The sequence below is a fragment of the Phaeobacter sp. 11ANDIMAR09 genome, from assembly GCF_001294455.1.
In the GTDB taxonomy this organism is placed as follows: domain Bacteria; phylum Pseudomonadota; class Alphaproteobacteria; order Rhodobacterales; family Rhodobacteraceae; genus Pseudophaeobacter.
On record NZ_LIKT01000002.1, the window covers coordinates 212,177 to 236,413 of the forward strand.

General features: G+C 59.4%; 26 protein-coding genes. 9 read left to right on the forward strand and 17 right to left on the reverse strand.

Annotated features, from left to right (window positions below; genetic code table 11):
- Positions 1 to 122: 122 nt before the first annotated feature.
- From AN476_RS02500 to AN476_RS02555, 12 genes are all read right to left on the reverse strand, one after another.
- Positions 123 to 488: an ArsR/SmtB family transcription factor gene (locus tag AN476_RS02500; protein ID WP_371257275.1), complete on the reverse strand. Its 366-nt coding sequence runs from the start codon at positions 486 to 488 to the stop codon at positions 123 to 125.
- 88 nt (positions 489 to 576) lie between these two features.
- Positions 577 to 1,809 (reverse strand): mandelate racemase/muconate lactonizing enzyme family protein, encoded by a 1,233-nt coding sequence (locus AN476_RS02505; RefSeq protein ID WP_054459261.1) that lies wholly within the window; start codon positions 1,807 to 1,809, stop codon positions 577 to 579.
- A gap of 16 nt (positions 1,810 to 1,825) precedes the next feature.
- Positions 1,826 to 2,182, reverse strand: a complete 357-nt coding sequence (locus tag AN476_RS02510; RefSeq protein WP_054459263.1) for a hypothetical protein — start codon at positions 2,180 to 2,182, stop codon at positions 1,826 to 1,828.
- A gap of 16 nt (positions 2,183 to 2,198) precedes the next feature.
- Positions 2,199 to 3,299, reverse strand: a complete 1,101-nt coding sequence (locus tag AN476_RS02515; RefSeq protein ID WP_054459265.1) for a Zn-dependent alcohol dehydrogenase — start codon at positions 3,297 to 3,299, stop codon at positions 2,199 to 2,201.
- An 81-nt stretch (positions 3,300 to 3,380) separates the two neighbouring features.
- Entirely contained in the window at positions 3,381 to 4,580 is a 1,200-nt protein-coding gene (locus tag AN476_RS02520; RefSeq protein WP_054459268.1) for a TCR/Tet family MFS transporter, read from the reverse strand.
- Positions 4,581 to 4,656: 76 nt separating this feature from the next.
- Positions 4,657 to 5,994 (reverse strand): lyase family protein, encoded by a 1,338-nt coding sequence (locus AN476_RS02525; protein ID WP_054459271.1) that lies wholly within the window; start codon positions 5,992 to 5,994, stop codon positions 4,657 to 4,659.
- Positions 5,995 to 6,705: an alpha/beta fold hydrolase gene (locus tag AN476_RS02530; protein ID WP_054459272.1), complete on the reverse strand. Its 711-nt coding sequence runs from the start codon at positions 6,703 to 6,705 to the stop codon at positions 5,995 to 5,997.
- Positions 6,698 to 7,489 carry a 3-oxoadipate enol-lactonase gene (pcaD, locus tag AN476_RS02535; RefSeq protein ID WP_054459274.1) on the reverse strand — a complete coding sequence of 264 codons (792 nt, stop codon included), beginning with the start codon at positions 7,487 to 7,489 and terminating at the stop codon, positions 6,698 to 6,700. The genes AN476_RS02530 and pcaD overlap by 8 nt, the downstream gene beginning before the upstream one ends.
- 79 nt (positions 7,490 to 7,568) lie before the next feature.
- Complete coding sequence (locus tag AN476_RS02540; protein WP_054459276.1) at positions 7,569 to 8,780, reverse strand: endonuclease/exonuclease/phosphatase family protein; 1,212 nt, start codon at positions 8,778 to 8,780, stop codon at positions 7,569 to 7,571.
- Positions 8,781 to 8,816: 36 nt separating this feature from the next.
- On the reverse strand, positions 8,817 to 9,794 hold the full coding sequence (locus AN476_RS02545; protein ID WP_009811050.1) for a threonine/serine dehydratase: 978 nt from the start codon (positions 9,792 to 9,794) through the stop codon (positions 8,817 to 8,819).
- The gene (locus AN476_RS02550) at positions 9,794 to 10,627 is read right to left on the reverse strand and encodes an alpha/beta fold hydrolase (RefSeq protein WP_054459278.1); all 834 of its coding nucleotides are present in this window, start codon (positions 10,625 to 10,627) and stop codon (positions 9,794 to 9,796) included. The genes AN476_RS02545 and AN476_RS02550 overlap by 1 nt, the downstream gene beginning before the upstream one ends.
- 12 nt (positions 10,628 to 10,639) lie before the next feature.
- Complete coding sequence (locus AN476_RS02555) at positions 10,640 to 11,326, reverse strand: haloacid dehalogenase type II (RefSeq protein ID WP_054459280.1); 687 nt, start codon at positions 11,324 to 11,326, stop codon at positions 10,640 to 10,642.
- Positions 11,327 to 11,542: 216 nt separating this feature from the next.
- Between AN476_RS02555 and AN476_RS02560 the strand changes: the two genes are divergently transcribed.
- Positions 11,543 to 11,971: a peptidylprolyl isomerase gene (locus AN476_RS02560; protein ID WP_054459282.1), complete on the forward strand. Its 429-nt coding sequence runs from the start codon at positions 11,543 to 11,545 to the stop codon at positions 11,969 to 11,971.
- Between the two features lie 116 nt (positions 11,972 to 12,087).
- A complete protein-coding gene (locus tag AN476_RS02565; protein ID WP_054459285.1) occupies positions 12,088 to 13,155 on the forward strand; it encodes a nitronate monooxygenase family protein in 1,068 nt (355 codons plus the stop codon).
- A 74-nt stretch (positions 13,156 to 13,229) separates the two neighbouring features.
- Here AN476_RS02565 and AN476_RS02570 read toward each other — a convergent pair whose 3' ends face one another.
- Together AN476_RS02570 and fabB are read right to left on the reverse strand one after the other, a co-directional pair.
- Positions 13,230 to 14,021, reverse strand: coding sequence for an enoyl-ACP reductase (locus tag AN476_RS02570; RefSeq protein ID WP_054459286.1), 792 nt, complete (start codon positions 14,019 to 14,021; stop codon positions 13,230 to 13,232).
- 7 nt (positions 14,022 to 14,028) lie between these two features.
- Positions 14,029 to 15,258, reverse strand: coding sequence for a beta-ketoacyl-ACP synthase I (gene fabB / locus AN476_RS02575; protein ID WP_054459289.1), 1,230 nt, complete (start codon positions 15,256 to 15,258; stop codon positions 14,029 to 14,031).
- 234 nt (positions 15,259 to 15,492) lie between these two features.
- Here fabB and AN476_RS02580 point away from each other — a divergent pair, with 234 nt between their 5' ends.
- Positions 15,493 to 16,101, forward strand: a complete 609-nt coding sequence (locus AN476_RS02580) for a dimethylsulfonioproprionate lyase family protein (protein ID WP_054459291.1) — start codon at positions 15,493 to 15,495, stop codon at positions 16,099 to 16,101.
- An 83-nt stretch (positions 16,102 to 16,184) separates the two neighbouring features.
- On the opposite strand, the gene fabA is transcribed toward AN476_RS02580, so the two are convergent.
- Positions 16,185 to 16,694: a bifunctional 3-hydroxydecanoyl-ACP dehydratase/trans-2-decenoyl-ACP isomerase gene (gene fabA, locus AN476_RS02585; protein WP_054459294.1), complete on the reverse strand. Its 510-nt coding sequence runs from the start codon at positions 16,692 to 16,694 to the stop codon at positions 16,185 to 16,187.
- Positions 16,695 to 16,905: 211 nt separating this feature from the next.
- On the opposite strand from fabA, the gene irr reads away from it, so the two are divergent.
- On the forward strand, positions 16,906 to 17,322 hold the full coding sequence (gene irr / locus AN476_RS02590; protein WP_054459461.1) for a Fur family transcriptional regulator Irr: 417 nt from the start codon (positions 16,906 to 16,908) through the stop codon (positions 17,320 to 17,322).
- A gap of 5 nt (positions 17,323 to 17,327) precedes the next feature.
- On the opposite strand, the gene AN476_RS02595 is transcribed toward irr, so the two are convergent.
- On the reverse strand, positions 17,328 to 18,230 hold the full coding sequence (locus AN476_RS02595; protein ID WP_054459297.1) for a LysR family transcriptional regulator: 903 nt from the start codon (positions 18,228 to 18,230) through the stop codon (positions 17,328 to 17,330).
- A 178-nt stretch (positions 18,231 to 18,408) separates the two neighbouring features.
- On the opposite strand from AN476_RS02595, the gene AN476_RS02600 reads away from it, so the two are divergent.
- Positions 18,409 to 19,206, forward strand: coding sequence for a phytanoyl-CoA dioxygenase family protein (locus tag AN476_RS02600; RefSeq protein WP_054459464.1), 798 nt, complete (start codon positions 18,409 to 18,411; stop codon positions 19,204 to 19,206).
- 217 nt (positions 19,207 to 19,423) lie between these two features.
- Here AN476_RS02600 and AN476_RS02605 read toward each other — a convergent pair whose 3' ends face one another.
- On the reverse strand, positions 19,424 to 20,293 hold the full coding sequence (locus tag AN476_RS02605) for a glycosyltransferase family 2 protein (RefSeq protein WP_054459300.1): 870 nt from the start codon (positions 20,291 to 20,293) through the stop codon (positions 19,424 to 19,426).
- Between the two features lie 138 nt (positions 20,294 to 20,431).
- Between AN476_RS02605 and miaB the strand changes: the two genes are divergently transcribed.
- The 4 genes from miaB to AN476_RS02625 all read left to right on the forward strand — a co-directional run bounded on the left by miaB (position 20,432) and on the right by AN476_RS02625 (position 24,190).
- On the forward strand, positions 20,432 to 21,754 hold the full coding sequence (gene miaB / locus AN476_RS02610) for a tRNA (N6-isopentenyl adenosine(37)-C2)-methylthiotransferase MiaB (RefSeq protein WP_054459467.1): 1,323 nt from the start codon (positions 20,432 to 20,434) through the stop codon (positions 21,752 to 21,754).
- Between the two features lie 379 nt (positions 21,755 to 22,133).
- Entirely contained in the window at positions 22,134 to 22,700 is a 567-nt protein-coding gene (locus AN476_RS02615; protein WP_054459302.1) for an OmpA family protein, read from the forward strand.
- Between the two features lie 14 nt (positions 22,701 to 22,714).
- On the forward strand, positions 22,715 to 23,020 hold the full coding sequence (locus AN476_RS02620; protein WP_054459304.1) for a hypothetical protein: 306 nt from the start codon (positions 22,715 to 22,717) through the stop codon (positions 23,018 to 23,020).
- A gap of 162 nt (positions 23,021 to 23,182) precedes the next feature.
- Positions 23,183 to 24,190, forward strand: a complete 1,008-nt coding sequence (locus tag AN476_RS02625) for a PhoH family protein (RefSeq protein WP_054459470.1) — start codon at positions 23,183 to 23,185, stop codon at positions 24,188 to 24,190.
- Positions 24,191 to 24,237 lie beyond the last annotated feature (47 nt).

Genomic DNA, 24,237 nt, shown 5'->3' on the forward strand with positions numbered 1-24,237 from the left:
CACAGATCAAGGCATGCCTTGGCAGTGCCTGCCGCAGAGCCATAAGTTTAACGACGCGCATCATCGCCAGATGCGCTCGCGGGTCTGACGCCGGAGGAGCCTGACTGGAAGAGGTTGGTGGTCTAGCTTGGGTCGCAGAACTGACGATAAAGCAGAGCGATGAGCTCTTGCGTGTTGCGGTCCTTCAGCGAGTAATAAATGGTCTTCCCCTCGCGGCGCGTCTGCACCAGCCCCTCGTCCCGCAGTCGCGCCAGCATCTGACTGACAGCGGCCTGACGCATATCCAGCAGAGCTTCCAGCGCGCCCACCGATTTCTCCCCGGCCCCCAGATGGCACAGAATCATCAGCCGACCCTCATGGGCCAACGTTTTGAGAAAAGCGGCAGCTTCGGCGGCGCGTTCGGCCATGTCGAGAGGTGTTTCCGGGTGGAAGCCAGTCTCTGTTGCCTCTGTTGCCGTAGCAGTGGTCTCTGGGGTCTGAAGGGTCACGTATCCAACATCCTGCGGTGGGTCATCGGACCATATTGCCTCATTTCCCGCAGGAAAGTCACCCCCCTGTGCGCGGTTCCTTACAGGGTCAGGCTTCAAGCGGTGGTGCACCACCGGCAAAATGGTTGCCTTGTTGGTAATCGCAGGCTTCCTCGCGCATGTTCAAGTGCAGATCGGCGCCAGTAAAGGGATGCGCGCGGGCAAGGGCTTCATCGACTTCAATACCTAGTCCCGCTGTGTCGGGCACGGTGATAAAGCCCTCTTCTACACGCAGGCTGCTCCGGATCAACGCGTCGTGAAAGGGGGTCTCGATACATTCTGCCATCAGGATATTGGGAATTGAGGCCGCCAGCTGGATGTTGGCCGCCCATTCCACTGGTCCCGCATAAAGATGCGGTGCCAGTTGCGCGTTAAACACCTCAGCCAGAGCGGCGACCTTTTTCATCTCCCAGATGCCACCGGCACGGCCCAGGGCAGGTTGCAAAATTTCGGCCGCCCCGGCGCGCAGCACGGCGGCAAATTCCGACTTTGTGGTCATGCGTTCCCCCATGGCGACAGGGATGCGCACGTTTCGGGCAACGCGAGCCATGTCTTCGATGTTGTCTGGCGGGGTCGGCTCTTCGAACCAGAGCGGTGCATAGGGTTCCAGCGCCTGGCCCAGACGGATTGCGCCTGCGGTGTTGAACTGCCCATGGGTGCCAAACAGCAGATCCGCCCTGTCCCCCACAGCCCCACGGATGGCCTTGCAAAACGCCACTGACAGGGTGATGTCACGCATGGCAGGCATATGGCCGCCGCGCATTGTATAGGGGCCTGCCGGGTCGAATTTGATGGCGGTATAGCCCTGGCGGACCATTTCAGCGGCAGATTCAGCGGCCAGCTCTGGCGAGATCCAGAATTCAACCATGTCGTGATGGGGCAGGGGGTAGAGGTAGGTATAGGCGCGAATGCGGTCATTCATGCGCCCGCCGATGAGCGCATGGACTGGTCGATCGCGGTCCTTGCCCAGAATATCCCAGCAGGCGATCTCGAGCCCTGAAAAGGCCCCCATGACTGTCAGATCGGGGCGCTGGGTAAAGCCAGAGGAATAGACCCGACGAAACATCAATTCGATGTTTTCGGGGTTTTCGCCTGCCATGTGGCGCTGAAAAACATCCTCGATCACCACTTTCATGGCTTCGGGCCCAATGGAGGAAGCATAGCATTCGCCCCAGCCCGTAATGCCGCTGTCCGTGGTCACTTTGACCAGGATCCAGTAGCGCCCACCCCAGCCGGGCGCAGGCGGGGCAGTTACGATGATCTCGAGGTCCTGCAGTTTCATGTGATCCGTCCTTGTCTCAACCGTCGAGTTGTCTCAGAGCCATGTCGATTTCAGCCACCACTTCGGCAGAGCTGAAGAAGCTGATGTCGGGGGCGTCAATGTCATCCATGAAGATCTGGATCTCCAGCCGCATGGCTCCGCCATCAAAGTCGCCGTCAATGCGCCAACGCCGGGTTTCATCTATTGCCAGATCCGGTAGCGCCTGGGTGATGGCTGCAGCAAAACCCCGTGGCAGGGTAAAACGCGGATTCTCTGCCAGCCTGTTCAGAAAGGGCGCGACCTCGGCGCCGTCAAAATTCATCGAGGTTTCTGAGCTGATCGGCGGGGCCTCGGCGGGTTTGGGTTTGAACAGGCTGATCAGAAAGTGCAGCACCAGGAACGCTCCGTGATTATTCGGTTCGGTTGAACAGAATCACATTCCGCTTGGCACTACCAGTCTTTGTATCGGCAATCGCCTCGTTGATCTGCTCCAGACTCCAGCGCCCCGAGATCAGCTCATCCAGTTTCAGGCGGCCCTGCTCATAGAGATCCACCATCCAGGGGATGTCGCGTTGAATGACCACATCGCCCATCTTGGACCCGATCATGCCCTGGCCCACAGCCGCCATGATCACCGGCTCATAGCTGGCCTTTTGGCCGGAATGTGGCATGCCGATCATAACCGCCTTGCCGCCATAGCCCAGGTAGCGCAGCGCCTGTTCATAGGCGGGTATGGCGCCAACAGTGACCAGCACCACATCGGCGCCCTTTCCCCCCAGCGCTTTGAAGGCGGCTTTCCAGGGGGCTTTCAAATTCCCCAGCACCCCATCCGTGGCGCCAAATTCCTTGGCGATCTCCAGCTTTTCTTCGGTCATGTCGACGGCAACGATACGGCGGGCACCGGCAATGCGCGCGCCCTGGATGGCGTTCAGGCCAACACCGCCTGCGCCAATCACCACAACGTCCTGGCCCGCACGCAGCCCGGCGGCATTCACCGCCGCGCCGACGCCGGTAATGACCCCACAAGAGATCAGCGCCGCCGCTTCCTTGCTGAGGCTGTCGGGAATTTTCACGATTTGGCGCTGGTCCACCACCACCTTTTCCGCAAAGGCCCCACAGGCCATGGCCTGCATCAAAGGGGCGCCTTCGGCGGTTTTGAGCGGCCCGGCTTTGACCGTGTCATAGGGGGTTTCGCAGATGGTGGGCTTGCCCCCGGCGCAGCTGGGACAGCTGCCACAGGAGCGGATGAGGGTGACCACAACGCTGTCGCCAATCGCAAAGTCGCTGACCCCTGCGCCAAGCTTACTGATGACCCCGGCGGCCTCATGGCCATAGACGGCAGGCAGATGGCCGCCCCAGGCGCCTTCAGCAAAGGAAATGTCGCTGTGGCAAATGGCAACGGCATCCAGCGAGACTTCGACTTCTCCCATGCGGGGATCAGCCAATTGCACCTCTTCAATGACAAGGGGTTCGCCATAGGCATGGCAGACGGCGGCTTTGATGGTTTGCATGGTGTTCTCCCGGCTGTTTGACTTCACGGTGGCCCGCGAGGCCCTCCGTCGCAAGGCGGAAACAGCTAGAGAGCAGTTGTTTTACGTCACGGAAGAGCGGCTGCGTAAGAACACCAAAGCCCCGATTCCCATCAAAATCAGCGCCAGAACAAAGGGCGCGCCGGGCAGGAAATAGGCGGTCTCCGGATCGGAAAACAATGCAAAGGTGGTTGTCATCATCAGCGGTGAAATTACCATGGCCAGGGCATGTACGGCTGTCATCACCCCCTGCAGCTCCCCCTGTTGGTTATCCGCGACGGCGCGTGACATCAGCCCCTGCAAAGCAGGTTGCACGACCGCGCCCAAAGCCGAAATCGGGATCAGCAAAAGGGCCAATGAGCCGCTGCTGATCACTGCCAGGATTCCAAAGGCGCCAAAGTCGAAAATCTGTCCCCAGAGCACCGTGCGACGCTCCCCAATCCAGCGGACCAAGTACCGCAGCAATCCGCCCTGAACCACAGCCATACAGATGCCATATACGGCGAGCGATATCCCGATCATCCGGGGTTGCCAGCCAAACTGCTCAGCGGTGAAATAGGCCCAGATCGCGGGATAGACATAGATCGCAACCGAATAGAGGAAATAGACCCAAAGCAAACCGGTAATGCCTGGAATGCGGGCCATGGCGCGAAAGGCCCCCAACGGGTTGGCACGCCGCCAGTCAAAGGCACGGCGGGTTTCATCGGTGACAGTCTCGCGCATGACGAACCAGCCGAGGGTGAAGTTCAGCCCTGCCAAAATCGCTGCGGCATAGAACGGCGCGCGGGTGCCCAGCTCTCCAAGAACGCCGCCCAGTAGTGGTCCGAGCACAAAGCCTGCGCCAAAGGCGGCGCCCAGCAGGCCAAAATTGGCGGCTTTCTCTGCCGGTTTGGAGATATCGGCAATATAGGCACCAGCAGTGGCATGGGTGGCGGCGGTGATGCCGCCGACAATGCGCCCCACCAGCAACAGCCAAAGCGAGCCTGCCAGCGCCATGACCAGATAGTCCAGCGTCATCACCAGGAGCGAAATCAGCAAGACTGGCCGCCGACCCAGCGCATCCGAGAGCGAGCCAAGAACCGGGCTAAACAGGAACTGCATCACGGCAAAGGCGGTGCTGAGAATGCCCCCCCAGATCGCCGCATCCGCCAGGCTGCCCCCCTGCACTTCGAGCAGAAGGTTGGGCATGATCGGCATGATCAGACCGATCCCCATGGCATCAATCATCACTGTGGCCAGAACAAAGAACAATGGCAGGCGCATGGGTGTCGTTTTCCTTGGGGCGGTATCCCCTGATGGCGCAGGCATGGTGCTGCGCTGCGCCATCAGGAGGGCTTGGTTAACTGGCCGCCAGTTCCGCCACTTTCTTGCTGAAACGCAAGGCTTCCGCTGGGGCATTCCCCATCTGAGACAGCGGATCAAACAGGGCGGCGACATCGAGCTGCGGATAGTCCCGCGCCACCAATTGACCGAGGGGTGTATTGCTGTCCCCGGCTTCGCGGCACAGCAGCTTGACAGCGGCCTGAGCTTCGGGGCGGGGCATTTCGCCCGCCAGGGCAAAGCTCAACGCTTCGGCATGGATCATATCGAGCCCAGAGGCCAGTGCCGCCGCTATTGCCGGGGCATTGGGGCTGATCCCGGCACAAAGATCGCGGGCGGTGCGGGCGGCACTGGCAGCGCCCAGCACAATCTGCGGCAGGCAAAGCCATTCGCTGAACCAGGCGGCGCCATCGCGCTGATGTTGATGCAGGGCGCTGCCATGCAGGATCGCCAGCAACCCGGAGCCCTGGCGCGCCAGCGCTACCAGGGCAGAGGGGGCCACAGGGTTTTGTTTCTGCGGCATGGTCGAAGAGGCCCCAGCTCCGCCCAGCGAGATCTCTCCAATGCCGGTTTGCACCAGAGCGATACAGTCTTCGCCCAATTTGCCCAGTGCCAGGTTGACCCGTACCATCCAGTCCATCAGGCGCAGGACGGGGGAGCGGTCCGTATGCCAGCTGCGCTCAGGGTCGCTCAGCCCCAGTGCCTTGGCCATCTCGGCGCGCACTGTCCCGCCTTTGGGGCCCAAAGCACCCGAAGTGCCAGCCGCGCCGGAGAGAGACATCAAAAGGCAAGCGCTGCGCAGCTCTTCCAATTCACCGACCAGAGCCAAAAGCGGCATTCCCCAAGAGGCGGCAATAGCGCCAAAGCTGGTGGGGGTCGCGTGTTGGCCATAGGTGCGCGCGGGCATGGGCAGGCTGGCGTGGCTCTCCGCCAGTTTTGCCAGGGCGGCGAGCACCAGCTTCAGGTCGTCTTCGATCAGGGCCAGGGCCTGACGCAGACGCAGCATCAGGGCGCTGTCCATGATGTCCTGCGATGTGGCTCCCCAATGTACATATTGCGCATGTTCCGGCGCGTTCATCTCGGCGCGAAAAGCGGCGATCAGCCCTGGCACTGGCACGCCGTTTTGCCCTGTGGGCTTGCGCAGGCTGCCGGGGTCCAGAGCCACTTCCATCACCGCGCGGCCGATGGCGGCGGCGCTGTCTTGCGGGATCACACCGGCCGCCCCCTGGGCGCGGGCCAGGGCCCCTTCGACCAGCAACATGGCGCGGGCCTCTGCGGTATCCGTGAACAGGCGACCGACGTCGCCCGAAGTGAAGAGGTCGCCATAGATCTGGCTGTCAAAGACGGATCCCGCCATTCAGAAGTCCTTTGCGATTTGCCCAATGAGATCCGCCAGACCCTTTGGGTCGGCGAAAAAGGGCGAATGAGAGCAGTGCATCTCGTGTACAGTGTTGCGCGGCCAATCCGCCACCATCTGCGCCTGATACTCGGGCGGGATGGTCTGGTCCTTGGTGCAGCGGATATAGGCTTTGGGAGTGTCCTGCCAAGTCTGGCCCAGCTGCAGGGGCGTGTCCTGCGGCAGGATGGGTTGGGCGCAGAGCCGCGGCAGGGCATATTCTACGGCTTCGGGAGGGCAGTCCTGATAGAACAGGCGTGGGGCCTCGGCCGGGTCAATTCTGTAGCTGTGGCCATCCTGAGCCTTGATGGCCGCCGTGCCGATGGTCTGCCGTGGACCCGCCTTGCGCATCTCGATCAGCGACTGACCAGAGAGGGGAACATAGGCACAGAGGTAGATCAGCCCCCGCATGGTGCCAGGAGCAATCTCTGCGGCGGCGGAAATGGGAAAACCCGCCCAGGAGTGCCCAAGCACGATGGTTTCAGGGGTGGAGGCTGCAGCAATGGCCTCCGCGGTTTGCTGCAAAGTGACGGTGGCGGGGGCGCGGTGATCGCCATGACCGGGCAGATCAATGGCGCGGGCGCTATGGCCTAGGGCTTCAAGGGCGGGGATCACGTCACGCCAGCACCAGGCCCCGTGGCAGGATCCGTGGATCAGGAGGAAATCAGCCAATATGTCCGGTCTCTTGCAGGAATTGGGTCAGGCGCTCGGCATATTCGTCCGGTTTCTCAACACAGGGAATATGACCGGCGCGGCGGATCAGGTGGAACTGGTTGCCGGGGATCAGATCAACAGTTTCGCGCACCAGATCCGGCGGCGAGGCGCCATCCTCGGAACCGGCGATGCCAAGGCAGGGCAGCCGCAGCCCGCTGGTCGGGGTGTAGAAATCCGTGCCTGCAATGGCTGCGCAGCACCCGGCGTAGCCGATGCGGGATTGTTGTACCAGCATATTGCGCCAGAGCTGCAGCTCGGGTGTAGCGCGGAAATCGCGGCCAAACCAGCGTTCCATCACACTATCCGCCAAAGGTTCAATACCCTCTTTAGTGACGGTCTTGACCCGTGCCTGCCACATCTCGGCGGTGCCCATCTTGGCGGCGGTGTTGGACAAGACCAGCGCCCGCACCATATCCAGCCGTTTGACGGCGAGCCCCTGTGCAATCATGCCGCCAATCGACAGTCCGACAAAGACGCAATCCCGCACCTCCAGATGATCCAGCAGGCGTTCGGCGTCTCGCACCAGTGCGCCCATAGAATAGGGCGCAGGCGGGCAAGAGGACAGCCCATGGCCGCGTTTGTCATAGCGGATTATTTTCAGTCCCGCAGGCAGACGCTCCACCACCGCGTCCCAGACACGCAAATCGGTGCCCAAAGAGTTGGCAAAGACAATAGGCGCGCCCTCGGGGTCACCGTCAATACGGTAGTGAAGCTGGGCATCGCCCAGATCTGCGATCTGCATGTGGTCTCTCCGGTAGATCTTTGGCGCAATCTAAGGGGCTGCCTCGGCAGGGTAAAGCCCGCTCAGAGCCAGCCCTTGCTCACTCCGGAGATCGCTCGGTTGCAAGCTCCATATGGGCCATGATCTGGCCGTGATCCGATGCAAGCTTGTTATAGGGCGCCTCGGGGTGGCTGCCATCGGTTAGATGATCGTTGAACACACTGAAGTAGTGCATTTTTCCGGTGGCCTCTTTCCAGGCGGGGTCAAAGTGGCGCGACATGTAGATCTGGTCGATGCTTTCATGCACGCCACCAAAGGCGGTTGTATAGACCACATCCCGCAGGGAGCGTTTGAGGAAGATCTTCTCCGCCGAACGCAGGCGGACTTTGTCGACGGCCTCTTGGATTGCTGCGTTTTCTTGGCGGCTATAGCGGTCGCTGCCATGTTTCGCGTCGTGGCGCAGCATCCAGGAGTAATTCCGAAAAGGCACCTCGCCCGAGATGATTTCGCTGCTGACTGCATGTTCGCCGTCGTTGAAATCTCCCAGCACCAGCACGGGGCGGTCCTGTTCCAGTTCGTCCAAAATAGCGCGGCGCAGAACCCAGGCCTCACCCATGCGCCGCAGGGCCGCGCGCAGCGCCCCGAGCGCGCGCCCTGCCGGATCATAGGCGGTCAGCACGGTTTCGGGGGGCTGGGCTGCGCCAGGCGGTGTGATGAATTCGCCCAGTTTTGATTTCAGATGGCAGTTGAAGACGGTGACAATCTGACCGTTGATGGGAATGCGCGCCTTGAGGATCGGGCGCGACAGGCAGCGCAGGGTGTAGTGGCCTGCTTCGTCCTCGCCGCCCAGGTGGGACATGGGGATGTCCAACGGCGGGTCCAGCTCCTGGATCACCTCGGGCGTGCCGACAAAGCCAAAGCGTGACAGGATGGCCAGGCCGGGGCGGCGCTGACCCGGTTTTCCGCTGTCATTTACATTCGGGGCAAAGGCGAGACCCGCATCGCCATAAGGACCATAGGCAAGTTTTCGAAAAATGGCCTTGCGGTGGTAACGTTTGGAGCGGTCCGGCACCGTGGCTGCGTTGGCCTGAATGCCACGGGCATCAGCCTCCGCGATCACTTCCCGCAAGGGCTCTTCCTCAAAAATCTCCTGAAAGCCGACAATGTCTGCGTCCAGGGTCAGGATCTGGTCGGCCATCCAGTCTGACTTCCAAGCATATTCCTCTGGGGTGTAGCTTTGGAAGCGGTAGTACTCCTGATCCGGCCCGATCAAGTTTTTGACGTTGAAGGAGGCGATAGTAAAGCGGCTCATGACGAACTCCGTCAGATGAATAGAGGCCTTCTGGGGTCAAGCATAGCGGCTGAGAGCCTGTTGGAACAGAGCGGCATCAACATTTCCGCCGGTTGCCACGGCAATCACCGCATCGCCTTTGATGTTATCCGAGTGGAACAGAGCAGCGGCGAGAGCAACTGCACCGCCAGGTTCCAGCACGATCTTGAGCCGTAGAAAGGCCAAGGCCATGGCGCGTAGGGCATCTTCTTCGGTGACGACCACCCCGGGACCACAAAGGCGTTTGAGCACAGGAAAAGTGACTTCCCCAGGGGAGGGGGTGAGGATCGCGTCGCAGATTGATCCAGAGATTTCTGCATTGCTTTCGATCTGCCCACTGGCCAAGGAACGGGTGACATCATCAAATCGTTCTGGCTCAGCTGGGCGCACGCGCAATCCGGGGGCTGTGCCCTCCAGTGCCAGTGCCACACCACTGGTGAGGCCGCCGCCGCCACAACAGATCAGCACGTCGGCTTCGCAAACGCCTTCGGCTCTGGCTTGTTCGGCGATTTCCAGGCCAACGCTGCCCTGACCGGCGATCACCTGCGGCTCGTCATAGGGTTTGATCAGGGTGAGGCCACGTTTCTGTGCCAGGTCTCGACCGATGGCGCTGCGGTCCTCTCCTCCGACGCGATCATAGAGCACGACTTCGGCGCCTAGTGCGCGGGTGTTTTCGATCTTGAGGCTCGGCGCATCGGCGGGCATCAGGATCACTGCCGTGACCTCGTGGGCCTTGGCCGCAGCGGCAACGCCCTGGGCGTGGTTGCCACTGGAATAGGCCAGAACACCGCGTGATTTCTCGGCGTCGGAAAGGGCCGAGATTGCCGCCCAACCGCCGCGAAACTTAAAGGAACCTGTGTGTTGCAGGCACTCAGCCTTGACCAAAAGGCGACGTCCGGCGATCTCATCCAGAAAGGGAGAGGAAAGCATCGGTGTGAGGCGGGCATGGCCCTGCAACCGCTTAGCAGCGGCCTGGATCATTTCAAAGGATGACATCAAAGAGACTCCAAAACGGAATGAATAAGGGAAAGGGATTGGGGTTCATCGAGGAAGGGAACATGGCCGCGATTGGCGAGCTCCATGGCCTGGATCGTTGGTAGGCGCTCTTGCATTTCCTGATAGGTCTCTTGGCTCAGCACATCCGAATTGACGCCCCGGATGACACCGCAGGGCAGACCCTCCAATGCCATGAACAAGGGCCAGAGATCCGGCACTGGTCCCGCATCTGCCTGCGCCAGCAATGCATCGCGAAGCTGGGGATCATAGCGCAGCTGCAGGCCGTCATCACTGGCGTCATAGAAGGTTTCGACCTCTTCACGCCAGCGTTGGGCGGGCACATCGCCAAAGGCAGGTCCCATCAGCGCCATCAAGGTTTCGGCGGCCTGTGCATGGGTTTTGGCGGCGGGGCGGCGGCCGACATATTGCATAATGCGGTCGATGCCATCGGTTGGAATGACCGGGCCGACATCGTTGAGGATCACCGCCAAAAGGCGCGACTTGGCGCTGGCGGCCAGCATCATGGCCACCATCCCCCCGCGCGAGGTGCCAAGGAACGCGGCCTTGGGAAGGGAGAGATGATCCATCAGCTCCAGCACGTCCTGGGCCTCGCGCGGCACGTTGTAGTTGCTGAACTCTGGGTCGCGGTCGGATTCTCCGCGCCCGCGTGCGTCCAGCGCAATCACGCGATACTGCCGGGCATGGGGGAGGAAATAGCGAAAATCCCGGCTTTCCCGCGTGAGGCCTGCCAGGCAAATCAGCGGCCTGCCTGTTGGGTTGCCGCTTTCGTGGTAAAACAGCGACAGCCCGTCCGAAGTGGTGAAATGGCTCATGTCTATGGTGTCTCAGGCTTTGGCAAGGTCAGGGATGGAGGTGAGGTCCGACAGAATATGGTCCGGAACCCAGGGCAGGCGATCAACGGGCTCGGCAGCGCGATTGACCCAGGCGGTGGTGAACCCATAGCCCGCCGCCCCTGCCGCATCCCAGCCGTTGGAGGAGACAAAGAGCACCTCGTCCTTTTGGCAGTTGAACCGTTGACCCACCAGGTCATAGACCCTGTGGTCGGGCTTGAAGATGCCAACGCTTTCGACTGACAAAACATCGTTCAAAAGCGATCCAATCCCGGCGGATTGTACCGCTCCATCCAGCATGTCGGGAGAGCCATTGGACAGGATCGCCAAGTTCATCCCGGCGTCTTTTAGAGCGCTCAGCATAGCGGGGACTTCTGGATAGGCCTGAAGCTCCCAGTATAAATCCAACAGTCTTTGGCGCAGCTTGGGGTCTCCGGCAAGTCCCGTGGCCTCCAGCGCCCAGTCCAGCCCGTCCTGGGTGACCTGCCAGAAACCGCAGTGCGCATCGGTGATGGCGCGCAGCCATGTATATTGCAGCTGCTTTAAGCGCCAATGGTTGGCCAAGACCGCCCAATTGTCCTGCAGATGCGGAAACTCGGGCTCGGCAGCGGCCTGACGGGCGGCGGCGGCAACATCAAACAACGTGCCATAGGCGTCAAAAACACAGGTGGTGATCGGCATTGCAGTCTCCCTTTGGGGCATCCTGTCACGGGCTTGGGGCGGGCGCAAAGCGCGAACTTGTGATTGGTACAATTCTGGCTCAGATCTCAGAGACCCACAGGGCGGGACCCTTATTTGCCGGGGTCAGGCGGGGCCAAAAGGCACCTGTGCCTTTACTTCGCGCCTTGGATCTGTAGGGTGCCGGCCACTGTAACCTATACATAGACTGGAGGTCACATGACCGAGGTAAAAAACGGCGATACCGTCCGCATTCACTACACGGGTACTCTGACAGATGGGTCTGTCTTTGACAGCTCCGAAGGGCGGGATCCGCTGGAGTTCACCGTGGGCTCTGGTCAGGTCATTGCAGGCATGGACGCTGGTCTGCCGGGCATGGTTGTTGGAGACAAGAAACGGCTCGAAATCCCATCAGCGGATGCCTATGGACCGCTGAACCCTGAGGCTCGTCAGGCGATCCCGCGGGAGGGCATCCCTGATGATATCCCACTGGAGCTGGGCACACAGCTGCAAATGCAAAGCCCCGAAGGCCATGTGTTGCCGGTGACCGTGGTCGAAGTGACCGACGCCACTGTGACCCTGGACGCCAACCATCCACTGGCGGGCAAGGATCTGAATTTTGATATTGAGCTGGTCTTGATCAACTGATCAGAGACCTGGTGAATTGGGAAAGGGTCAGTAGAAACACTGGCCCTTTTTCTTTGTCTTGCCTTTGAGGCTGGCTTGCGGATCTGTTGGGGGCAGTGACAGCAGGAGGGCAGATCATGCAGGGGCAGGGTATCACAGGGCGCATTGGTCTGGACTGGCCAATTTTTCAGGCCCCTATGGCTGGGGTTAGCACGCCTGCGATGGCTGCGGCTGTCAGCGAGGCCGGAGGTCTGGGGGCGCTGGGCCTCGGTGCCGCCGCGCCCGCGCAGGCCCGCGAGATGATCCGGGCGACCCGCGCGCTGACTGACAGACCTTTCAACGTAAATCTGTTTTGCCACCGGCCCGCACAGGCGGATCCGGCGGTAGAGCAGGCATGGCTTGCTCGGCTTGCGCCCCTATTTGCGCGCTTTGATACGGCACCGCCTCAGGCTCTGACGGAGATCTACACGAGTTTCTGTGTGGATCCTGCGGCCCAAGAGATGCTGCTGGAGGAAGCGCCGCCCGTGGTGAGTTTCCATTTTGGCCTGCCTGATCTGGATCTGATCCAGGCGTTACAGGCCAAGGGGGTAGTTTTGATGGCTACCGCGACCTCTTTGGCCGAAGGTTTGGTGCTAGAGGCGGCAGGCGTTGACGCGGTGGTGGCTCAGGGCTGGGAGGCAGGTGGACATCGCGGCGTGTTCGACCCCGCGGCACCGGATGAGCAGCTCGGAACTTTTGAACTGCTCGCTGCCCTGGTTTGTGGTCTAAAAACCCCGGTGGTGGCCGCGGGTGGGCTGATGACGGGGGCGGATGTCGCGCGAGCGCTGCAATTGGGGGCCAGTGCCGCGCAATTGGGCACCGCTTTTGTTGGATGTGATGAAACCGCAGCGGACCAGGGGTATCGGCGGGCCTTGGCTGCAGCTGCAGAGGAGGGAACCCGCATGACCGCAGCGATTTCGGGGCGGGCGGCGCGGTGTCTGAAAAATGATTTTACCTCCTGGGCCGAGCAGCAGGGCGTGGCACAGATTCCGGACTATCCTATTGCTTATGATGCGGGCAAAGCCTTGAACGCGGCTGCCAAATCGGCGGGCGAAGCCGGGTTTGGTGCGCAATGGGCTGGCACGGGCGCGGCGCGCTCCCGACCGATGGCCAGCGGAGATATGCTGCGGCTCCTGGTGCAGGAGATGCAGGCGGCACAGGCGTAAGGCTAAGCGAGCCCTGGAGAGCAAAAAAGGCGCCCCGAAGGAGCGCCTTTTTTAGATATCTTGCGGCAGCGGTTTTACAGGTGATCCGGCTGGGGCATGCCCAGCACATGAAAGCCGCCATCGACGCGAATGATCTCGCCACTGGTGCAGGCGCCTGCATCCGAGGCCAGATAGACGGCGGTGCCGCCAACGGCCTCAAGCGTTGCATTGTCGCGCATCGGCGCGTTTTGTGCCGTGTGCTTGAAGGTCTTGCGCGCGCCGCCAATGGCAGCGCCAGCCAGTGTCTTCATTGGGCCGGGGGAGATCGCATTGACGCGGATCCCTTCGGGGCCGAGATCATTGGCCAGGTAGCGAGTGGCGCTCTCCAGCGCGGCCTTGGCCACGCCCATGACATTGTAGTTGGGCACCACGCGGTTGGAGCCCTGATAGGTCAGGGTCAGCAGGGTGCCACCGTTTTCGACCATCATCGGATGGGCCCGTCGAGCCACCTCGATAAAGGAATAGGCCGAGATATCCATCGAGTTCTTGAAGTTGGCGCGGCTGGTGTCCAGGAAACGCCCGGTCAGCTCGGATTTGTCCGAATAGGCGATGGCGTGGACAACAAAGTCAATGCTGTCCCAGCGTTCGCTCAATTGCGCAAAGGCCGCATCAAGCGAGGCATCATCGGTGACATCCACATCCACCATGAAATCGCTGCCGACGCTCTGCGCTAGGGGTTCCAGGCGTTTGCCAAAGGCGTCACCTTGATAGGTGAAGGCCAGTTCGGCGCCGGCCTCGGCCATGGCCTTAGCAATGCCCCAGGCGATGGAGCGATCATTGGCAACGCCCATGATCAATCCGCGTTTGCCCGTCAAAATTCCTGACATTGTCGGGTTATCCTTTGTATTTGCTCAAAACCATCGATCCATTGGTGCCGCCAAAGCCAAAGCTGTTGGTCATGACACAGTCGAGGTCTGCGTTTTCCACGAGGTCTGTGGCAATCTCGCCGGGCAAAATACCCTCAGCCAGGGTGTCCACATTGATCGAAGGGGTGATGAAATCATTGTCCAGCATCAGCAGGCAAAAGATTGCCTCCAGCGCCCCGGCTGCGCCCTGGGCATGACCGGTCATGGATTTTGTCGAAGAGATCGGCGGGGTCTGGCCTTCGCCAAAGACCCGGCGCACAGCCTCTACCTCACCGACATCGCCAACCGGGGTCGAGGTGCCGTGGGCGTTGATATAGCTGACTTTCCGGCCCTCGGGCAGGGTCGACAGCGCCAGACGCATGGCGCGCTCACCACCTTCGCCGGATGGGGCAACCATATCGTGACCATCAGATGTGGCGGCATAGCCGACCACTTCGGCATAGATCTTGGCACCGCGCGCCAGCGCGTGATCTAGGTCTTCCAGCACCACAATACCGCCACCACCCGAGATGACAAAACCATCGCGGTCCTGATCAAAGGCACGGCTGGCCGCCGCTGGGTCGTCGTTTTTCTTGGAAGACATCGCACCCATGGCGTCAAACAGGCAGGACAGGGTCCAGTCCAGCTCTTCGCCACCACCGGCAAACATCACGTCCTGCTTGCCCATCATGATCTGCTCGGCGGCATTGCCGATACAATGCAGCGAGGTGGAGCAGGCCGAGGTGATGGAATAGTTGATGCCCTTGATCTTGAAGGCGGTTGCGAGGTTGGCCGAAATCGTCGAGGACATGCATTTTGGCACCGCAAAGGGGCCAATACGCTTGGTGGCGCCAGTTTTGGCAACGACCTGATGCGCGGTCAGCATGGCGGAGGTGGAGGGGCCACCGGAACCTGCCACCAGACCCGTGCGCTCATTGACGAGTTGATCCTCAGAGAGGCCCGCATCAGCAATCGCCTGGCTCATGGCGATATGGGCATAGGCGGCACCTGGCCCCATGAAGCGCAGTGCGCGTTTGTCGACATGTTCCTTGATGTCGATCTTCAGCGTGCCGGCGACCTGGCTGCGAAAGCCATGCTCGGTCATTTCCGGGCTGGCAACGATGCCGGATTTCCCCGCCTTCAACGCGGCGATGACTTCTTCGGTGTTGTTTCCGATGGAGGAGACGATCCCCAGACCGGTGACGACGACACGACGCATACGTGCACTCCCTTAATTGCTTATGTCTTAGTATGCATTGCGAAGCAGAGGTGCAAGATGGCATGGCGCCAAGGCCAGGGCGGGTCGATGGTTCTGCCACGCCCTGCAGTCCTGTGGACGGCACCGCGATAGTGCGGCTTGGGAGCATCGCAATTTGTCGCAGAGATCTTTGAAAACCGACCTCGGCGTCGTTTCCGAAAGAGAAAATGCGCTGCAGCTGCTCAATCTCGGGCCATGACAAAAGATGATATCTTCCAGAATTTGCTGCAGGCCACGCAAAATGCCTATCGTGCAAACCTCCAGATGCAAGCCTTTGCAGGCTTTCCGAGCGACGTCGCGCAGCAACGCGTAATGCCACATCACTGCAATTGCAGAGACGTGTTCCAAGGCGACAGCAAGCTGAATTCGAATAGATATGCCGATCTGCAAGATGCCATTCTTGCGGCGGGTGACGTAGCGCATTGGCGCGAAACCTATAAGGGCACCGAAATCAGTGACGACTTCATGGATCGATTCGGCTGCTATTGTATCATTGGTGAGGAGGCTCCCTTTTTCTCCCATTCGTTACGGCTTTGGATGGTCTATATGCCAGCGGGCCTTTACTACCCTTGGCACCATCATCCGGCGGAAGAGATGTACATGGTGGTGTCCGGGAGTGCCGTTTTCAAACGCAAAGGCTGTCCAGATGAGATCCTGTCAGAAGGGCAGACGTCTTTTCATACAAGCAATCAATCTCATGCAATGGAGACGAGGGACGACCCGATTCTATGTCTCGTCGCCTGGCGTGACAGTTTCCACGCGCCGCCAGAGCTGACCCGCGAGCCCAGCCTTGCGAGTGCATAGATCTGGGCCTGGGCTGACATCGGCTTGTGGCAATAAAAAAGAGGCCCCAAGGGCCTCTGTTGCGTTTTCTTATCCAATAGCGATCACGCCTCGGAGAGAACGACCTTCATGTCCTTGACGTCATAAATCATCTCGCCATCGGCCTCGACGATGCCGTCTGCCACGCCCATGGTCAGGCGGCGAGTCTGGATCGCCTTTTTGAAGTCGATCTTATAGGTCAGCATCTTGCGCTCAGGGCGGACCATGCCGGTGAGTTTGACCTCACCAACGCCAACGGCCATGCCGCGGCCTTTCCAGCCACGCCAACCGAGGTTGAACCCAGTCAGCTGCCACAGACCATCCAGGCCCAGGCAGCCGGGCATGATGGGGTTGCCGGGGAAATGACACTCAAAGAACCACAGCTCCGGGTTGATGTCGAACTCTGCCAGGATATGGCCCTTGCCGTGGGCACCACCATCGGCGCTGACCTCGGTGATGCGGTCCATCATCAACATGGGTGGCGCAGGGAGCTGGGCATTGCCGGGGCCAAACAGCTCTCCGCGGGCACATTTCAACAGATCGTCTTTGTCAAAGCTGCTGGGGTAATCGGCCATGCTGGCGCGTCTCCTGCCTATTGTGTGTCATGTCTTTTCCTTCCTGTAGCACCCGGCTCAAGGGTCCTGCAAGAGCAGTGAGCCTTGTTGCACTGGGCGAGGGTGAAACGGGCAGGGGGGGATGCTGTTCACCAAGGCTGGGGATTCTGTTTGTAAAATGCAATTCATTCGCAGTATAAACATCGATAGCAACGCGATGCAGGATCCGCACATGACGCCAAACAGCGAAGACGTGGCAACAAATTGGTTGGTTGATGCCGGGCTGCGCCCGACCCGTCAGCGGCTTGCCCTGGCGGAGCTTTTGGTGGGCGATGGTAACCATCGCCATGTCACTGCCGAGAGCTTGTTTGACGCGGCCAAAACCAAAGGCACTGCTGTATCGTTGGCGACAGTCTACAACACGCTGCGCGCCTTTTGCGAAGCAGGGGTGCTGCAGGAAATCACCGTGGATGGTTCCAAGAGCTATTTCGACACCAATACCCATGATCACCCGCATTACTATTGGGAAGATGGCAATCGGATCACCGATGCCCCCTCTGATCAATTGGTTATCCAGCGCCTGCCGGATGCCCCCGAAGGGATGGAAATTGCCTCGGTGGATGTGGTCATTCGTCTGCGTAAAACCTAATCGCGCTATTGGGGTCTTTGGCTCAGGGCCTGTGATAGCCTGTGCTTGGCACGGGCCAAGGGGGAGCCGGGTTTGGGGTTGCCATGGCTGGCAACAATGACCGGTTCGCGCGCGCAGCGATCGCTGATCGGAATGTTCACAAGCCTCTTGCTATCATAGGTTTGGGTGATCAATGGCGCGCTATAGCTGATGCCAAGCCCCTCGCCATTGGCTGCCAGACTGCGCAATACCTCCAGTGAGGCGGCGCGATGGGCAATGCGGGGCGTCAGGCCAATGCTTTTGAATAGGGTCAACATATGCTGCACCGATAGCCCTTCCTGCGACAGGATCAACGGTTCGTTTGCCAGTTGGGTCAGCGTCAGGCTAGAGTGTCCGGTCAGCGGATGGCTGGGTGGCAAGAGTGCCCAAGGCGCGCGCTGGTGGATAACCTGCCGGTCAAATCCAGCGTCCAGCCCCAAGTCATAGGTCACGGCAAGGTCAATTTCCCCCTGGAGGAGGCCTGTGGTGAGCTGCTCGAAATTCAAGGCCCGTGCAGTTACGGTCACCTCAGGAAAAGTCTCGCGCAGGCAGCGCAGAGCCGGGGCGAGGACAAAGGGGGCAAGATCCGCAAAGCAGCCGACGACCAGGCTCTGTAAGGCGGGGTTGTTATTGTCAGGCGCTTCCAGTTGGGCGGCCTGATCTACCAGGTTTTGCGCTGCCTTGGCAAAGTCGCGCCCCTGCGGGGTAAGCGATAGGGGGGCGCCTCGGCGGCGAACAAAGAGTGCATGTCCCAGGTGGTCCTCGATCCGAGCCAGGGCTGTCGAGAGGGCGGGCTGGCTGACATGCAGGGCTTCAGCTGCAGCGGAAAGGCTGCCGTGCTGCGCAACGGCGCAGATGTATTCGTAGTGGCGCAGCGTGAGGTATAGCATCGGGTTATGGGTATATTAGAAATATATTATTTGAAACTAATATGTGAGGACGGCAGTGTTGGTGACAAGAAGATTCATCTTTTCTGACTTAAACCAAAGACCAACCCGACAGGCTTGGCGGTGCTGAATGGCCCGCTGCTGGGATGCCTGGGTTGGCAAGATATTGACGGAGACCCGCATGGTGCACCCTCTCATCACCCAGGACCACATTGACCAGTTCCAGCGCGATGGCGTTGTGTTGATCAAGGGGTTGTTCAAGGATCAGGTTGATCAACTGCGTCGCGGTGTTGAAAGAAACATGGCCGCGCCTGGCCCCTATGCTTCCAACAACGAAAAAACAGGCCAGACCGGGCGCTTTTTTGACGACTATTGCAACTGGCCGCGCATCCCTGAATTCGAGGCGGCGATCAAAGCCTCGCCCGTGGCAGAGGTCGCCGCCGACTTGATGCAGTCGGATCTGGTGCAGATGTTCCACGATCATGTTCTGGTGAAAGAGCCGGGAACCTCGATGGCGACGCCCTGGCATCAGGATGGCCCCTACTACTTTGTCGAAGGCCGCCAAACCATCAGTTTTTGGTCGCCACTTGACCCGGTGAGCGAAGCGGCTCTGCGCTGCGTAGCAGGCTCTCACAAATGGGAAAAAGAAGTCCTGCCAACCCGCTGGGTGTCGGAAGAAGACTTCTTTGCCGATGAAGGCCAATATATGCCCGTGCCCGATCCCGAGGCCGAAGGCATGAAAATCCTCGAGTGGGAAATGGAGCCGGGGGATGCGGTGGCCTTTAACTACAAAACCCTGCATGGCGCTCGTGCCAATACCAGCGAAACCCGTCGCCGTGCCTTTTCGTTGCGGCTGGTGGGGGAAGACGCGCGATATGTGGAGCGTCCCGGCCCGACATCCCCTCCCTATCCCGGCCATGAGATGAAACCGGGCCAGCGTTTGCGGGAAGATTGGTTTCCTATTCTGTTCCAACGGTAGGGGCAAAGAGGGATCAGGTGTGGGGGCGCTGCCCCCGTCGCCGATGGCGACTCCCCCGGGATATTTAAGGCCAAATGAATGAGGGTCTTCGACTTAGGGTTTCAGTTGGCCACAAATATCCTGGGGGTGAGCGCTTAGGCGCGAGGGGGCAAAGCCCCCTTATCGAGGCAGATGCAAAGGTGTAAGGGAAGAATTGATTTCGCGGCTTTGGTCCGCTCTAAAACCACTGTCCCGGTTCCATAAGGCCAAGATCTAGGAGCTGGCGTGAATGCCACTCAAATGGTGTGGAATTGTGCCATTTAAAACTGTCGATGGCAAAATCTGACCCAGGATTTCTCTTTAACGCCTTGGCAGTACGGAAGGAGCAGACTGCAGCTGTCAGGTTGTGATGCCAGGGGCAGGCATAGGTATTGTACTCCTGGTCGGTGAAAGTGTGGTTTTCTCGCAGCTCAAGTCCCGCGTTGGCTTGAAAGAGGGAAATCCTGTCGATTTTGCGACTGGTCCAGGGGATGTGTTCCTCTTGACGCCAGCGCACGCCGCCGAAAAAGTCGAGTTGCCTTTCGCGCGGCGCATTGGCCGTCTCGTCCCAGCGCGCCTGGGCATAATAGCCTGACTTGTCTAGAAAGGCGGTTTCCAGCGAGACCGCGCTTGGGTGTTTTTGCAGATCCCCCGCATAGAGATCGATCACATAAGTCAGCATGGCTGAGCGCCGTTCTTCACTATGGAAGGTGAGCATCTCCGCCACGGTTCTGGTTTCACAGAAAGGGAAGAACAGGAATTCGGCATTATAGCAGTAATAGAGCCAACAGCCGGGGTTTGCCGCCGCAATAACCCGATTTATGGCCCGAAAGACAGTCTCGGGGGCGCTGCAATCGAAGGGAATGCGGTGGATCTTGGATTTGATGTCCCGCGGCAGGTCAAAGGCATCCGGCATCAAAGCGACGATAGACTGGAAGCCCGATTGCAGGTGATGGCGCAGGGTCGTGGCCACTTCGACATCGTCTTCGACAAAGATCAGCGCAACGGGGCCCTTGACCAATAGAGCCTTCTTCTGATCGAGAAAATCTTCCAGTGAAGAATACATCATGCTGTTGAATCTCTGCTCTCTGGGTGCCGTTCTGGCATTTGCCCCTAAAATCAGGTAATCCCGCCTGCATTGCAAGCCGCGAGATTTGCCGTTATGGCAGGCCGCTGTTCCCGACCTCTGCTGAAAGGCACCACCGACATGACCGCGCCCAAGAAGCTGTTTATCAAGACCTATGGCTGTCAGATGAACGTCTATGACAGTGAACGCATGGCCGAAGCGCTGGGCGGGCAGGGCTATACCGAGGCTAAGTCAGCGGATGAGGCAGATATGATTCTGCTCAACACTTGCCATATTCGCGAAAAAGCGGCGGAAAAGGTCTATTCCGAGCTGGGACGGTTCAAAAAGCTGAAGGCGCAAAAGCCGGACCTGAAGATTGGGGTTGCAGGTTGTGTGGCGCAGGCTGAGGGCGAAGAGATCATGCGGCGCCAGCCTCTGGTGGATCTGGTGGTAGGTCCGCAGAGCTATCACCGCCTGCCGGAGATGGAAGAGAAAGCGCAGACCGGCGAAAAGGTGCTCGATACTGATTTCCCCGAAGAGGATAAGTTTGAGCAGCTTAAACGTCGCCCCAAGGCAAAACGTGGGCCCGCCGCCTTTTTGACCGTGCAGGAAGGTTGTGACAAATTCTGCGCCTTTTGTGTGGTGCCCTATACGCGGGGGGCCGAAGTCTCGCGTCCGGCGGATCGGATCCTGACCGAAGCGCGTGATCTGGTAGAGCGTGGCGTGCGGGAAATCACCCTTTTGGGGCAGAATGTGAATGCCTACCACGGCGCCGGTCCCAATGGCGATCTGACTCTGGCGCAGCTGATCTGGGAGCTCGACAAGGTCGACGGGCTGGAGCGAATTCGTTTTACCACCAGTCACCCCAACGACATGATGGATGACCTTATCGAGGCGCATGGCACCTGCAAGAAGCTGATGCCCTATCTGCATCTGCCGGTGCAGGCGGGCTCTGACAAGATCCTCAAGCGGATGAACCGCAGCCATACCGCCGAAAGCTACCTGCGCCTGATCGAGCGGATCCGCGCGGCGCGCCCTGATATTCTGATCTCGGGTGATTTTATCGTCGGCTTCCCGGAAGAGACCGACGAGGATTTCCAGGCGACTTTGGATCTGGTTGAAGAGGTGAAATACGGCACTGCCTATTCGTTCAAATATTCCACCCGCCCAGGAACCCCAGCTGCCGAGCGTCCACAGGTCGATCCAGTAGAAGCCGATGACCGCTTGCAGCGCTTGCAGGCGCTTTTGACCCGTCAGCAGCGGGAAATTCAGGACAGTATGGTTGGGCGTGAGGTTGGCGTGTTGTTTGAAAAGCCAGGCCGCCTGGAAGGCCAGATGCTGGGGAAATCGGACTATTTGCATGCCGTCCATGTTGCTGACTGCGATCGTCAGATCGGTGATTTGGCCCGGGTGCGTATCGTGTCTTCCCGTACCAACTCGCTGGCGGGCGAGCTGATTGAGTGATTGACGGAGCGACCGGGGGGGGGGCATCTGCTTTGGAGCTGAAGCCACTGACGGTTGTGCCTTGGGGCGACTGGACGGCGGGCGAGCGATTCTCTGGCCCTATGGCTTTTGATTGCTTTTACTCAAAAAACTGGCATGCGCCTTGTCGGTGGATTTGAGAGTGAGTCATAATTGCAGCGCTATCGAAGACAATTAAAATAAAACAGTATGAGTGTTGCCGTATTGCGCATAGTCTTGCGAAAAGCCTGCGGCTACGGGGGCTGTTTTTATGAAAAAGCCGTGTAGATTGTAGCTGATAACCTGAGTGTTAGGAATTTTGGGCGGCAAGCTTCCCTGGGTGAAACCCTAGGGGGACTTAGGTGAAGGAAATCTGGTTGTGATGACATTTAATGCAAAAAACATGCTCGCTCTGGTGGCCGCTGCTGTGGCCGCAGTGAGCCTGTCGACAGGGTCGGTTGAAGCGCAACAGCGCACCATCATTGGCGAGCGTTACGTTCCCACCATTTGGGTGGACCCGGATGGGTGCGAGCACTGGGTGATGGACGACGGTGCCGAAGGCTATATGACACCGCATGTCACCCCAAATGGCAAACCCGTCTGCCGTCGTGGCAATCTCTGCGGTGTGATGGAAACCGACCAGTTCTTTGCGACCGACAAGCACTACATCAATTCCGCCGGCAAGGCGCGTCTGCAAGAGTTTTTCAACTCCAACAAGGGCAATGTGCGCTCTTTTGTGATCGCGGGTCATACCGACAGCCGCGCCTCGGATGAATATAATATTCGCCTCTCACAGCGCCGCGCCAATGCGGTTGCGGGGGTTGCTAAATCGGTTGGCGCACGGATCTCTGATATTCGCGCCTATGGTGAACGTGATCCGCGTGTGCCCAATAGCAGCGCCGCCAATATGGCGCAGAACCGTCGCGTCGAAATCTATTGCCTGCGCTAAAGAAGGACAAAAAGATGCACCTAGTTAAAGCAACCGCGCTGTCCCTTGCGCTGACCGCCGTGGCCGCCTGTGAAGTCACTCATGACAAAACCCGTGACCAGCACGCTGATGACGCTTCGAATACCCACCTGTCAAATATGACAGCTGGGATTTGGGTTGATCCGCAGGGATGCGAGCACTGGATCATTGATGACGGCCTGGAAGGCTATGCCGATCTGCGGCGCACCCCGGATGGCAAGCCCGTCTGTAACAGCCCGCTGCCGCGCAATGTTGCAACCGGTCCGTTCAAGGATGGATCCAGCTTCCCGGATTCTTTGTAGACCGCGCCGGTTTGCAGCAATCTAATGGATCAAAGAACTGGCCGCTCCGATTGGAGCGGCCTTTTTGTTTTATTTCTGTGAATAAATCTGTCCCCCGCTTGCGCCCGCTTGATGGCAGATGCAGACTGGGGGCAGATACACCAAACCCAGGAGCTCCCCCCATTGGCCACAAGCGCCCGGATCCAGCCGCCGATCACCAGCAATACACATGAAGTGCTGCTTGAATTTCCCGACAATCGCCTGCTGATTGATCTTTGCGGTGAATATGATCGCAACCTGACCGAAATTGAGAAAAAGATCGGTGTGCAGATCGTGCGCCGGGGCAATCAGCTTTCGGTTCTTGGAGAGGAGGCTCTGCGGGATCAAGCTGCCGAGGTGCTGATCGCTTTGTACGACCGTCTGGAGACAGGGCGCAGCGTTGAACACAGTGATGTCGACCGGGAATTGCGCATGGGCCATTCCGAGGATGAGATCGCAGATGACCAGCTTGAAATGTTCAAAGGTGGTCCCGTCGAGATTAAGACCCGTAAAAAGCTGGTTGAACCGCGCACTGATGCACAAAAGGCCTATGTGCGCTCATTGTTCGAACATGAGCTGGCCTTTGGCATCGGACCTGCTGGTACGGGTAAGACCTATCTGGCAGTAGCCGTCGGTGTGAACCTGTTTATCACCGGTCAGGTCGATAAGATCATTCTGTCGCGCCCTGCCGTCGAGGCCGGAGAGAAACTCGGCTATCTGCCGGGAGACATGAAGGACAAGGTCGATCCCTATATGCAGCCGCTGTATGACGCGCTGAATGATTTCTTGCCCGGAAAACAGCTCGCAAAGCTGCTGGAGGAAAAGCAGATCGAGATCGCGCCGCTGGCCTTTATGCGCGGACGTACCCTGTCCAATGCCTTTGTGGTGCTGGATGAGGCGCAAAATGCCACCTCGATGCAGATGAAGATGTTCCTCACCCGTCTTGGTGAGGGCTCGCGCATGGTGGTGACCGGCGACCGGACCCAGATCGACCTCCCGCGCGGGGTGACCTCGGGGCTGGCGGATGCAGAACGCCTGCTGAGCCCGATTTCCAAGATCAGCTTCAATTACTTTACGGCGCGGGACGTCGTGCGACATCCGCTTGTGGCCGCTATCATCGAAGCCTATGACGCCGAGACGCCACCAGCCTAGGCTGATGGAGCCCGGGCGCTGACCCGTTTCTGGCAGGTGGCACAGGT

Excerpts from the sequence above, each read along its gene's own strand:
- AN476_RS02580 (WP_054459291.1), top strand. The coding sequence starts at position 15,493 with ATGACAAAAGATGATATCTTCCAGAATTTGCTGCAGGCCACGCAAAAT.
- irr (WP_054459461.1), top strand. The coding sequence starts at position 16,906 with ATGACGCCAAACAGCGAAGACGTGGCAACAAATTGGTTGGTTGATGCC.
- miaB (WP_054459467.1), top strand. The coding sequence starts at position 20,432 with ATGACCGCGCCCAAGAAGCTGTTTATCAAGACCTATGGCTGTCAGATG.
- AN476_RS02615 (WP_054459302.1), top strand. The coding sequence starts at position 22,134 with ATGACATTTAATGCAAAAAACATGCTCGCTCTGGTGGCCGCTGCTGTG.
- AN476_RS02540 (WP_054459276.1), bottom strand. The coding sequence starts at position 8,780 with ATGAGCCGCTTTACTATCGCCTCCTTCAACGTCAAAAACTTGATCGGG.
- AN476_RS02550 (WP_054459278.1), bottom strand. The coding sequence starts at position 10,627 with ATGAGCCATTTCACCACTTCGGACGGGCTGTCGCTGTTTTACCACGAA.
- AN476_RS02520 (WP_054459268.1), bottom strand. The coding sequence starts at position 4,580 with ATGCGCCTGCCATTGTTCTTTGTTCTGGCCACAGTGATGATTGATGCC.
- AN476_RS02620 (WP_054459304.1), top strand. The coding sequence starts at position 22,715 with ATGCACCTAGTTAAAGCAACCGCGCTGTCCCTTGCGCTGACCGCCGTG.
- AN476_RS02565 (WP_054459285.1), top strand. The coding sequence starts at position 12,088 with ATGCAGGGGCAGGGTATCACAGGGCGCATTGGTCTGGACTGGCCAATT.
- AN476_RS02555 (WP_054459280.1), bottom strand. The coding sequence starts at position 11,326 with ATGCCGATCACCACCTGTGTTTTTGACGCCTATGGCACGTTGTTTGAT.
- AN476_RS02595 (WP_054459297.1), bottom strand. The coding sequence starts at position 18,230 with ATGCTATACCTCACGCTGCGCCACTACGAATACATCTGCGCCGTTGCG.
- AN476_RS02545 (WP_009811050.1), bottom strand. The coding sequence starts at position 9,794 with ATGTCATCCTTTGAAATGATCCAGGCCGCTGCTAAGCGGTTGCAGGGC.
- AN476_RS02525 (WP_054459271.1), bottom strand. The coding sequence starts at position 5,994 with ATGGCGGGATCCGTCTTTGACAGCCAGATCTATGGCGACCTCTTCACT.
- AN476_RS02560 (WP_054459282.1), top strand. The coding sequence starts at position 11,543 with ATGACCGAGGTAAAAAACGGCGATACCGTCCGCATTCACTACACGGGT.
- AN476_RS02600 (WP_054459464.1), top strand. The coding sequence starts at position 18,409 with ATGGTGCACCCTCTCATCACCCAGGACCACATTGACCAGTTCCAGCGC.
- AN476_RS02605 (WP_054459300.1), bottom strand. The coding sequence starts at position 20,293 with ATGATGTATTCTTCACTGGAAGATTTTCTCGATCAGAAGAAGGCTCTA.
- fabA (WP_054459294.1), bottom strand. The coding sequence starts at position 16,694 with ATGGCCGATTACCCCAGCAGCTTTGACAAAGACGATCTGTTGAAATGT.
- pcaD (WP_054459274.1), bottom strand. The coding sequence starts at position 7,489 with ATGCAGATCGCAGATCTGGGCGATGCCCAGCTTCACTACCGTATTGAC.
- AN476_RS02515 (WP_054459265.1), bottom strand. The coding sequence starts at position 3,299 with ATGCAAACCATCAAAGCCGCCGTCTGCCATGCCTATGGCGAACCCCTT.
- fabB (WP_054459289.1), bottom strand. The coding sequence starts at position 15,258 with ATGCGTCGTGTCGTCGTCACCGGTCTGGGGATCGTCTCCTCCATCGGA.
- AN476_RS02570 (WP_054459286.1), bottom strand. The coding sequence starts at position 14,021 with ATGTCAGGAATTTTGACGGGCAAACGCGGATTGATCATGGGCGTTGCC.
- AN476_RS02505 (WP_054459261.1), bottom strand. The coding sequence starts at position 1,809 with ATGAAACTGCAGGACCTCGAGATCATCGTAACTGCCCCGCCTGCGCCC.